This is a genomic window from Tetragenococcus halophilus subsp. halophilus DSM 20339, from assembly GCF_003841405.1.
GTDB classification, from domain to species: Bacteria; Bacillota; Bacilli; order Lactobacillales; family Enterococcaceae; genus Tetragenococcus; species Tetragenococcus halophilus.
Genome location: NZ_PXYA01000002.1, coordinates 67336 through 78534 on the forward strand (window position 1 = coordinate 67336; position 11199 = coordinate 78534).

Here is an 11199-nt window from a genome sequence, read left to right on the forward strand (position 1 = left end):
TACACTACCTTTTTTGCAAGTTTAAAATTTTAGTTTTGTTACTATATGTGTCAATTTTACTTTCAATTTAGTAAGTAAAAACGCCTTAGAAACATAATAATTGATTAATACTTTGAAACTATGGTAATTTTTACTTATCACCTGATAAGTAAAAAAATCCTGAAATATATAGTTGATTTTTAAACTTATGTATAAAACGTGAAAAACAATGCTGTTAAAAAGGGAGAAAAAATGGAAAAAATAGTTGTAATAGGCGCAGGGGGTGCGGGATTGTCCGCAGCGGTTCGTTTACAAAAATTAGGCTACAATGTGCACTTATATGAAAAAGAAACACAAGTCGGCGGGAAAATGAATCAAATCAAACAGAAGGGTTTTACTTTTGATATAGGACCTACCATTGTGATGATGCCAGAAATTTATCAGGAAATTTTTACATTTTGCAAAAGAGATCCAGAAGAATATATCCCTATGAAAAAAGTCGAACCTATGTTGGAATTGTTTTTTCGTGAGGACGCTCCTTTATTATTTTCTAGTGATTTAACCGAATTAACCAAAACCTTAGAAGCCATTTCCGAAGAAGAAGCGCAAGGCTATTTTCATTTTTTAGCTGATATCTATAAACGATATACAATTGCCAAAAAGCATTTTATTACCCAATCTTTTCGTGGTTTTTGGGATTTTTATAATCCAAAATCCTTATACGCAGGGTTACGTTTAAGGACCTTTAACGATGCTTACTCTTCTATTTCAAAATTTGTCAAAGACGATCGTCTTAGAAAGTCACTCGCCTTTCAAACCTTATACATCGGTGTTTCTCCTTATCAAAGTCCTTCATTATACACCATGATACCAATGATTGAACTATTTTATGGTATTCATTTTATCAAAGGCGGAATGTACACATTAGCTACATCCTTAGATCGCCTTTTTGCTGAATTAGGTGGCAAGCGTCATTATGCAACACCTATAGAAGAAATCGTCATTGAAAATAAAGTAACTACAGGAATTAAGGTAAACGGCGAATTCGTAGCCGCAGATGCCGTAGTCTGTGGCGCAGATTTTCCTTACGCAATGGAAAAATTGATTCCTGATGAAAACAAGCGCGGAAAATATAGCAATAAAAAAATTGCCGCGATGGATTATTCTTGCTCATGTTTTCTACTTTATTTGGGATTAGATAAAAAATACCCTGAAAGCACCCTGCACAGCATTTATTTTGCAGATGATTTCAAGAAAAATATTGATGATCTATTTGATAATGGCGTGTTACCTTCGGATCCATCTTTTTATCTATATCGTCCATCCTTAATGGATGAGACATTAGCACCCAAAGGTCAAGAAGGATTATACGTCTTAGTCCCGGTACCAGAGTTATCCAAATATCAAGATTGGTCGCCAAAAGCAACAAAAGGCTTTCGTGACCAAATCATTCACTTGATCAAGGAACGTTCAGTTTTTAATGATATTGACGAACATATTGTAATGGAAGCTTGTTTTACACCTAAAGAGTTTGAGCGAAAATTTAACGCCTACTATGGCGCAACATTCGGTTTGAAGCCCACCTTAGCTCAGAGTAACTACTACCGGCCGCATAATAAATTTGATTATGCAGACCGTTTGTATTTCTGTGGTAGTAGTGTGCATCCGGGTGCAGGCGTTCCCATTGTGATGCAAAGTGCCAAACTGGCAGTAGAGGAGCTGATAAGAGATGATAATGAAGCCAACTGATAATTTCAAAAAACGAAAGAAAGAATTTGATTATTGTGAAAAGATCATTCAACGACATTCAAAATCTTTTTATGCCGCATTTTCTCAACTTCCAAAAAAGAAAGCTCAAAGCATTTATGCCATTTATGCCTTTTGCCGAATGGCGGATGATATCGTAGATGAAAAAAAAGATGCAGAACAACTACAAGAATTGTTTCAACAATTAGCAGCCTTTGAAGCAGGGAATGTTCCGAATGAGCCTACTTGGTTAGCCTTAGAAGTAGTATTTAAGGAATTTCCAATGGATATTCGCCCGTTTTATGACATGTTAGTGGGACAGCGAATGGACCTTAATTTCCAACAACCCCAAACTTGGCAAGAGCTATCAGAATACGCCTACTATGTCGCGGGTAGTGTTGGCCTCATGTTATTGCCTGTTTTATCAGACAAAACAGATCAGATTATTCCCCACGCTAAAAGACTAGGTGAAGCGATGCAATTAACAAATATCTTACGAGACATTGGCGAAGACCTTTACATTGGAAGGATTTATTTACCTCAAAAAGAAATGCAGCGCTATAATGTCACAATGGAAGATTTAAAAAAACAAAAAGTTACACAAAATTTCATTGAATTATGGGAATCTATAGCAAAGTATGCCGAAAAACTTTACCAAAAATCCTTGAACATGATGCCTTATATAAAAAAAGATGCACGTCAACCTTTGCTAAGTGCTATAATAATTTATGCAGAATTATTACCAGAAATCAGACGAAACCAATACGACGTTTTCAACAAAAGACAAGCGGTGAGCACCCGAAAAAAATTGGAATTAATACGAACGATAGAAGGTAATGTAGAAAACTAAAAGCTTAGGTGACTTTATGTATGAAAAAATCTTAGATATAGCAGAACAACTATTTATGACCCAAGGATATCAAGCAACATCTACGAGACAAATCACAGAACTATTAGGAGTAACCCAACCTACAATTTACTATCATTTTAAGAAAAAAGAAGATATTTATTATGCTGTGATGTTGCGTTTATCCAAAGACATAGAGCAAAATTTAACAAAGATTGTTTGTGATTCAACACCTGATTTAGAAAGAAAATTAATAACAATGGTAGAATTTTTGAAGAAGAAACATCCTTTTAATTTCTTTGTCATGATGCACGATGTCCAACACTCTTTGCCTAAAGAAATGACGACAAAACTCTATCAACTTTTTTCAAATTCTTATAAAGCACCTTTTGTTCGCTTATTAACAGAAAACAGCCCGAAACTACGTGAATCTGTTAATATCGAATTTGCGGTTAGCCAGCTATTTATTTTAATGGCATCTTATTTAGATAACACGAACCCCAAAGACAATATTTCGGAAATGATTGATTTATATCTACATGGAATATATAGAACTTAGTGCAAAATAGACAAAAAAACTAGAACAATCTGACATCGATAGAATAATGGTGTCTTAGATTGTTCTTTTTTATCAAGGTTACATTCCTTCTTTAATTATCCGAAAATACATAGCTTTTTATTCGGGAACTTCCTTATTCCCTACTTATCTGAATTTCTATCAATTTGGATAGCGCTTTTCGTTAGCCTATTTTAAAATAAGCAAAAGAATACAGAATTTCCAAACAAACCATCTACAGCAGAATATCCTGATTAAACACGAAAGTGAGACTTTTGAAATGAATAAAGTTACGTTTGCAGGGGAGTATTGATTTAGATACGAATTTACTTATTAATGAATGATAAAATCTGGAGAAAACACTCATGGAAGAGAACACTATACGACAACAGAAGATAAAGGAGCCGAGCAAGCGATAACCACAGCACAAGCCAAAAGTAAAAAACTAATCTTTTCACAATGAAATTCCATGAGCTAGATATTAATTAGAAATTGTTTAAAGAAATTCTCCAACTAGTAATTCAATGACCAGTTGGAGATCTTTACAATAAACAGATTATAATGTTTTAGCAATCTGATTGAAGCAACGACCATAAATCCATTTATATCCGTCTTCATCGAGATCTCTTGGATTCCCGATGGTTTGTGGATCCTTCATTGCTTCTTTTGCAAGCCGGTCAGTCATATCAGGAGACACCCCTTGTGCTTCTAAGCTAGGAATTTCTAAATCTTCCACCATTCGGTAAACCTCATTAACAGCTGCTTTAGCCGCTTCTTCCGTTGACATTTCAAAAGTGTTAACGCCTAATGCTTCTGCAATACGGGCGAATTTTGCTGGATAACCTTTCCAGTTATATTCCATAACAGGCCCCATCATTGCAGCCACACATTGACCATGTGCTACTGGGATAATTCCGCCAAGCGTTTGCGCCATCGCATGCGCTGCTCCGGCTGATGCACTCCCATAAGATAATCCTGCCAACATAGCCGCTTGTGCCATCGCATAACGTGCTTCGATGTCCTGTCCATCTGAGTAAGCGCGTCGAATATATTTTCCTACGTATTCCATCGCCAGTAATGCGACCGCATCTGTCACTGGTTGGGCATAATGCATAGTATAACACTCAATCGCATGTGCTAAAGCGTCAACACCTGTCATCGCCGTTACATGTGGCGGCATGGAAACGTGAAGCTCTGGATCAATAATCGTTAAATAAGCAGCGATTAATGGGCCTCCTGTATTAAATTTATATTCTCTTTCTTCATCCGTAATAACCGCCCATTGAGTTACTTCTGAACCCGTTCCAGCAGTCGTTGGAATGGTAGTTAATGGTGGAATACGACGTTCTAGTGGTTTTTTCCCATCTGCTGCTTCGTAATCCAATACACTTCCATCATGGGTTGCTTCTACGCCAATTCCTTTGGCAGTATCCATGGAGCTACCGCCACCTACTGCCACAAGTCCATTACAGCCTTCTTCTTTATAAAGGCTTGAACCTTCAGCAATTAAACGTACAGGAGGGTTTGGCTCTACTTTGTTAAATAGAACAGTTTCTACCCCAGCTTTTTTTAAAGATTCCTCAATCGGTGAAGTGACGCCCGCTTGATAAATCCCCGGGTCTGTTACTAACAACGCCTTCGTAACGCCTAAATTTTTCACTTCTTCTCCTACATGTTTTATCGCACCAATACCATGCTTGATAGCTGTTGGTAACTCAAATTGGTGAAATTCATGCATATGCTCTACTTTCATATTAAGACTCATTATATATTCCTCCAAAAATCTGTTTTAATATTTATTTCTTGATCCAATTTTCTATTTTAGAACCAATTGATTGGTTCTGGATTAATGTTATGGTAAACATGCTTTGTTTCTTGATATTCTTCCAAGCCAGGCTTGCCTAATTCTCTGCCAATACCTGATTGTTTAAAACCGCCCCACGGCGCATGCGGGAAATACACATTCGCATCATTAATCCAAACAGTTCCCATGCGCATTTTAGCGACACAGCGTTCAGCTTTTGTAATATCCTTTGTCCAGACACCGCCAGCTAACCCATAAATCGAGTCATTGGCTAAACGAATAGCTTCTTTTTCATCACGAAATCTTTCTACTGTAATGACTGGACCAAACCCTTCGTGTTGGACCACACTCATATCCGTTGTACATTCAGTCAAGACCGTCGGCAAATAGAAAAAGCCGTTTTGCAATTTTGGGTCAGTAGGACGAGAGCCGCCTACCGCTACTTTTGCTCCTTCTTTCACTCCATCTTCTACATAAGCTTTTACTTTATCTAAGTGTTCTTGAGAAATTAACGGCCCCATTTGCGTATCTTCTTCAAATCCACTTCCTAAATGAATTTTTTTAACACACGCCACTAATGCCTCAACAAACGCGTCGTGAATACTTTCTTCTACAATAACGCGTGTCCCAGCGGAGCAAATTTGTCCCGCATGAAAGAAGACAGCATTCATTGCTTGATCTACAGCGGTATCAAAGTCCGCATCCGCAAAAATGATGTTCGGATTTTTCCCACCAAGTTCTAAAGCTAGTTTTTTTACATTTGAGCTAGCCGACCGCATAATACGTTTCCCTGTTTCAATACCGCCAGTAAAGGAAATTAAATCAACGTTTTCGTTAGTCGACAATTCTTCTCCAACCGTTGCTCCCGTTCCTAATACAAGGTTAGCAACTCCTTTTGGTAGACCTGCTTCTTCCATCAGTTCAAACACTTTTATGGTGGTTAAAGGGGTAATTTCACTCGGTTTCATAATTAATGTATTCCCCGCAGCAAGCGCAGGTGCTAATTTCCAAGAAGCTTGCAATAATGGATAATTCCAAGGCGTAATTTGTCCACATACGCCGACAGGTTCTTTAACTACCTTGCTAATAGTATCTGGCACAGGAGAATCGATAATTTCTCCGCCATCTTTATCAGCTAATTCTGCATAATATCGAAACACACCCGCGATATCTTCCATATCACCTCTGCTTTCTTCTACTGTTTTTCCTGTATCAAGCGATTCTAACTCCGCTAATTCTTCCTTATCTCTTTCGATAAGTGCTGCAATAACACCAACGAGATTTCCTCTTTCTGTCGCTGATGTTGTCGCCCAATCTCCTTGATCAAAAGCATTTCTAGCTGCATCAATGGCTAACTTGGCATCTTTTTCATTGCCTTCAGCAACAAGCGCGACTACTTCTTGGTCAAATGGGTTGATAATTTCCCTTGTCTCTCCAGAAAGAGCAAGCACCCATTTCCCATTGATATATTGTTTTTTTACATCCAAATAAATTCCTCCTAACCAACGTTAATTTTGTTAAATATAAATTTAACGTTTCGATTAATCTTAATATTAGCGAATAAATTTCATGCTGTCAAACGAATCTATGTTCTTTTACTTTTGCAATTGAACAGATCTTTATTCATCAACTAAGTGTAAAATTTATTGAGGTATCCTCTAGACGAATAAAAAAGAAACCGTTACTCTATTCATTGGGCTAACAGGCACTAATGAACAAAGGCGGTTTCTTATGGATTCTATTGTAACAGATTTAGTGGAAGTAATGAAGAAGGAAACGAATTTTTTAGCAAGAGAAAGAGCCATGATGATCTTTTTTACAAAACTTATAGCCACGATCACACAATTGGCTTTTCAAACGCTCGATAAAGAAATTTGTGCGCAATGTAAAAAAGAAGGTTTTCGCGTCGATCGCAAGAGCGAGAGAACCATCACTTTTTTGTTTGGTCCCGTGACCTATGTTCGTCGACGAATGAAAAATCAAGCCAATGACATTCGTTACCCCTTAGATGAATTTCTAGGGATTCGAAAAGGCATTCGTTACAGTTCGCTTGTCCTGCGCAATGTCTCTCAATTAGGCAGTATGATGGTCTATCGTCATGTTTCTCAAGCGATCGATTGTTTGACATCTTGGCGTATGAGTCATCAAAACGTGCAACAATTGGTGGTTAAAACGGGAGAGTTCATCCAAGCCAAAAGCACGCATGAAAGTCGTTATGACGGGATTATCACCAAGAAAAAAGTGCCTTATTTATATCTGGAAGGAGATGGCGTAAAGATCAACGGACAAAAGAAACAATCTCTTGAAGTCCATCGTTTTCAAGTGTGCGAAGGCAGCCAGAAAGTCGGGAACCGCTCGGAGATGATCGCCCCGCACTTTGTGAGTCATCTGAATCGGCAAAAAGCATACAAAGAAATGATGGCCTATCTTCAAGCCTATTATGATTTAAGTCATACCGTTGTCATTTCCAATAGTGACGGCGGTTCAGGCTATGAAAAAGCCGTGTTTGATGAACTGGCTTTAGGTTGTTTGCGTCATGAACACTTCCGTGATCGATACCATGTCCATCGTAAAATTAAAGAACGAATGCCTTTTGTTCCCCAACTCCAACATCGTATGATACGAGCGATTGAACATTATGATTGGCAAGAGGTCCAGCTTGTTTTAGATACCTCGGAAAGCTTGATTGAAGAAAAGGAAGCCGAGGCTTCAGAACATTTACGTTTACTGCATCACTATCTTCAAAGAAATTGGCCTTATTTAAAATCATTGAAAGCACGAGGAATCAGAGATCCCCAAGCATGTATTGGCACGATCGAAAGTACCCATCGAAAAATCACCTATCGCATGAAGCGCCAAGGTCGTTTATGGACAAAAACCGGTGCCCAAGCCATGATTCGTGTCATTGATAGTTTACGGAATCAAGAATTTGAAGGATGGTTGAATCAATACGAAGCCCTTCCGGACGACGTGGTCGCTCAAGAAAAGCGTTGGCAAGCTATGAAACGTTGGGTACAGAAAAAACCTAACTTTCAAGCTCATGAAGGTGCGTTTAAAGGGCAAATGGGCGAAGGAAAAGCGAAAAGTGCACCTTTAGGCCAATTCGCCAAAGGACTAAATCAATTAATAATGACCCCGAATTATCTCTAATAAAAACTTGTTTTTGTTAGAGATGATGAGGGCGAACCGAACGAAAGTGAGGTTGAAAAATAACTTCGTGTCTGCCCAAAAGACGGTTTTTTTATTCAACCTCAATAAACTTGACACATACATTCATCAATAGCCATTTGACAAATTCATTTATTTCCTTATTATTAACATTAAGGTAATTCACTAGTGGTGCATGAAACATTTTAAATTAGCTCTTTATGTTTCACACTATTTTCATTCATAAAAAAATCCTTTATACTGAGCTTGGATGACTTATCCAAGACCAATACAAAGGAACTTAATATGGATAAGTATAAAACAATTTCAGCTTTTAATAAATGGTTTTCGAACATAAATTTCAAAAAATTACCTTTTTCTATTCGTGAGAAAATTTCTCAAGCCGACAAGTATCATAAAAAATTTGCTTTTGAACACTTTTTGAAGGTGTTTCTCTATGGCATCGATCATGAGTGTGAAAGTTTACGTGAAATGGATACGGCATTTGTTTCCCCTGATCTACAACAGACCATGGCGTTAGATGCCATCAGCCATTCGCAGCTTTCCCGTGAGCTCGCCCAGATGGATGACGAAATTTTGTGGGCGATTTTCGCACAGTTACTGGAAAAAGCACGGTCAAAAACACCGGTGACTAAACGAAATGCGCTCTATCTCGTGGATTCTTCTACCTTTCCGTTAAATACCACTCGATATCCTTGGGCGGACTTTCGCTCAACCAAAGCGGGGATCAAGCTTCACTTAAAACTTTGTTTTATGGATAAAGAACACTTGTATCCGGATCAGTTTGAAGTCACGAATGCGGTTGAACATGATGACAATCACTTAGAAGTTTTTGTCAATCAACCGGAAGCGACCTATATCTTTGACCGTGGTTATATTGATTACGAGCGACTGGATGAAATGGAAGCCGATGGCTATTTTTTCGTCACAAGAGTGAAGAAAAACACCAAAATCCATGTCAGAGAAACTTATGAACCTTCTCAGAGTAAAAACATTTTGCGTGACCAAATGGTGGTGTTAGGTACGCAGGTTTATTTAACCTCCCCGTTTCGCTTAGTGACGATTCAGGATGAAAAGGGAAAACAATTACGTTTTGTCACTAACCGTTTTGATGTGACCGCCCAAGAAGTGGCCGACATGTACAAAGCTCGTTGGCAAATTGAACTATTTTTTAAGCACATCAAGCAACATATGACGATAAAAAAGCTATTTTCCCACAGTGAAAAAGGGGTAAGCAATCAAATCATTCTCGCCATGATTGCCAGTCTACTGACGTATTTACTCAAAGTGGAGACAGGAAGTAAGAAATCTCCTTTTCAAATCAAGCGTCTATTGAAACACTTGCTTTTTCAACCTTTTGAAGAATTATGGGTGTTGCTCGTTCCTACGTGACGAAATAGCATTTGTCGTTGTTGCAATAGTATTCAGATAAATAATGAAAATTTTTTTCTGGAAAAGTCATCCTTTGCGCAAGCATTTGATTTTTTTGTCATTTTTTAGAAAAAAGTTAAAATCTGAATATTCTGATCATATTAATGCACCACTAGTGAAGGTAATTAAGAATAATTTTAACAAAGTGGACGCAGAATTATAGGAGGACTTTATATTGACCAACTCCCACGATGAGAAGGCAAAAGCACAATTAGAAGATGCAGAAGATCAAGTGACACAGGCTATCTCCGAAACAATGGATTTATATGGCGTAACGCCAGCAGCTGGAAAAATATACGCGACAATGTATTTTGAAGATCAAATGAACTTAGATGAAATGCGGGAAAAGCTAGGAATGAGTAAACCTAGTATGAGTACAAACGTTCGACATCTTCAAGAAATTGGAATGGTAAAAAAGAAATTTCAACGTGGTTCAAGAAAACATACTTATACTGCAGAAAAAAATTTCTTTCATTCTTTTATGTCCTATTTCTGTCAGATGTGGGAACGGGAAGTAAAAACAAATATGAAAGCCATCCACCATGCTGAAAAAGCACTTTGTGAAATTATTCATGACGAGGATGTTTCTGATAGTTTACAAGAAGAAGCGAGGGATCATTATGAATTACTAAACCAGTCCAAAATTTATTATCATTGGTTGGAAAAATTAGTCCACAGTATTCAATCCGAAGAAATTTTTGAGTTTTTGCCAAAAGACACCTCAGAAAAAAATTAAAAGGAGAGATATTATTAAGTTTCCAAAGCAAAAAACACTCATTTTTATCATGACAACAATTTCTATTTTAGTACTAAGTGCATGTAGTGAAGGTACAACAAATGAAGACGCTGCAGATGATAACAAAGGAACTATTGAGATGGGGCAAATTAGCTGGGAAGAAAATATCGCAGTGACAAATATGTGGAAAATTCTTTTAGAAGAAGAAGGCTATGAAGTGAACTTCCACTTATTAGATATTGCCACACAAATGTCCTCACTTGAAAATGATGAACTAGATATCAGTCCTGAAATTTGGTTGCCAGTTCAAGATGCGGAATATAAAACACAGTATGAAGACACTGTTAATTTTTCAGAAGAGACTTGGTATGATAATGCAAAGGTTGGACTGGTTGTACCAAGTTATATGGAAGATATAAATAGTATCGAAGATTTAAATGACCATAAAGAAGATTTAGATCAGAAAATCACTGGTTTTGACGCTGGCGCAGGAACCATGTTAGTCGTAGAAGATGTAATAGAAGAATATGGATTAGACTATGAACTCACCGCAAGCTCTGAACCTGCTATGCTGACTGAATTAGAAAAGTCAATCGATAATGAAGAGGATATTGTGGTACCCTTATGGAACCCACATCGTGTGTTTTCTGAATTGGACTTAAAATATCTAGACGACCCTCAAAATGCCTTTGGCGAAGCTGAAAAAATTCATCATGCCACACGCCAAGGTTTTGATGAAGATTATCCAGAAATAGATCAGTGGATGAAAAATTGGAAAATGGATGATGATCAAATTGGTGAATTAATGAGTTATGTCAGTGAAGCTGAAGAGGAAGATGAAGAACCGTCTGAAGGCGCTGAAAAGTGGATTGATGAAAACCAAGAACTCGTTGATGAATGGCTGGAAAAATAAGCCTATCTGTCAAATATGG

The 11199-nt window shown here is 37.6% G+C and carries 9 protein-coding genes; 7 read left to right on the forward strand and 2 right to left on the reverse strand.

All coding sequences use genetic code 11. The annotated features are described in order from the left end of the window. Nucleotides 1-231: 231 nt before the first annotated feature. From C7K42_RS05945 to C7K42_RS05955, 3 genes are read left to right on the forward strand one after another with little or no spacing between them, the layout of a single operon-like run. A complete protein-coding gene (locus tag C7K42_RS05945; protein WP_103099843.1) occupies nucleotides 232-1728 on the forward strand; it encodes a phytoene desaturase family protein in 1497 nt (498 codons plus the stop codon). Next, nucleotides 1709-2575, forward strand: coding sequence for a phytoene/squalene synthase family protein (locus C7K42_RS05950; protein ID WP_061840054.1), 867 nt, complete (start codon nucleotides 1709-1711; stop codon nucleotides 2573-2575). The genes C7K42_RS05945 and C7K42_RS05950 overlap by 20 nt, the downstream gene beginning before the upstream one ends. A gap of 16 nt (nucleotides 2576-2591) precedes the next feature. Further along, entirely contained in the window at nucleotides 2592-3131 is a 540-nt protein-coding gene (locus C7K42_RS05955) for a TetR/AcrR family transcriptional regulator (protein WP_069028693.1), read from the forward strand. 553 nt (nucleotides 3132-3684) lie between these two features. On the opposite strand, the gene gbsB is transcribed toward C7K42_RS05955, so the two are convergent. Together gbsB and betB are read right to left on the reverse strand one after the other, a co-directional pair. Then, entirely contained in the window at nucleotides 3685-4893 is a 1209-nt protein-coding gene (gene gbsB, locus C7K42_RS05960; RefSeq protein WP_061840056.1) for a choline dehydrogenase, read from the reverse strand. 56 nt (nucleotides 4894-4949) lie between these two features. Then, nucleotides 4950-6419, reverse strand: coding sequence for a betaine-aldehyde dehydrogenase (gene betB, locus C7K42_RS05965; protein ID WP_103099844.1), 1470 nt, complete (start codon nucleotides 6417-6419; stop codon nucleotides 4950-4952). 244 nt (nucleotides 6420-6663) lie between these two features. Between betB and C7K42_RS05970 the strand changes: the two genes are divergently transcribed. The 4 genes from C7K42_RS05970 (at nucleotide 6664) to C7K42_RS05985 (ending at nucleotide 11180) form a co-directional block, all read left to right on the forward strand. Continuing rightward, a complete protein-coding gene (locus C7K42_RS05970; protein ID WP_124175392.1) occupies nucleotides 6664-8082 on the forward strand; it encodes an ISLre2 family transposase in 1419 nt (472 codons plus the stop codon). A gap of 303 nt (nucleotides 8083-8385) precedes the next feature. Continuing rightward, nucleotides 8386-9492: an IS4-like element ISTeha5 family transposase gene (locus C7K42_RS05975; protein ID WP_061841478.1), complete on the forward strand. Its 1107-nt coding sequence runs from the start codon at nucleotides 8386-8388 to the stop codon at nucleotides 9490-9492. A gap of 214 nt (nucleotides 9493-9706) precedes the next feature. After that, nucleotides 9707-10267 carry a choline uptake/conversion transcriptional regulator CudC gene (cudC, locus tag C7K42_RS05980; protein ID WP_014123854.1) on the forward strand — a complete coding sequence of 187 codons (561 nt, stop codon included), beginning with the start codon at nucleotides 9707-9709 and terminating at the stop codon, nucleotides 10265-10267. 49 nt (nucleotides 10268-10316) lie between these two features. Next, the gene (locus C7K42_RS05985) at nucleotides 10317-11180 is read left to right on the forward strand and encodes a glycine betaine ABC transporter substrate-binding protein (protein ID WP_103083685.1); all 864 of its coding nucleotides are present in this window, start codon (nucleotides 10317-10319) and stop codon (nucleotides 11178-11180) included. The last annotated feature ends 19 nt before the right edge of the window (nucleotides 11181-11199 follow it).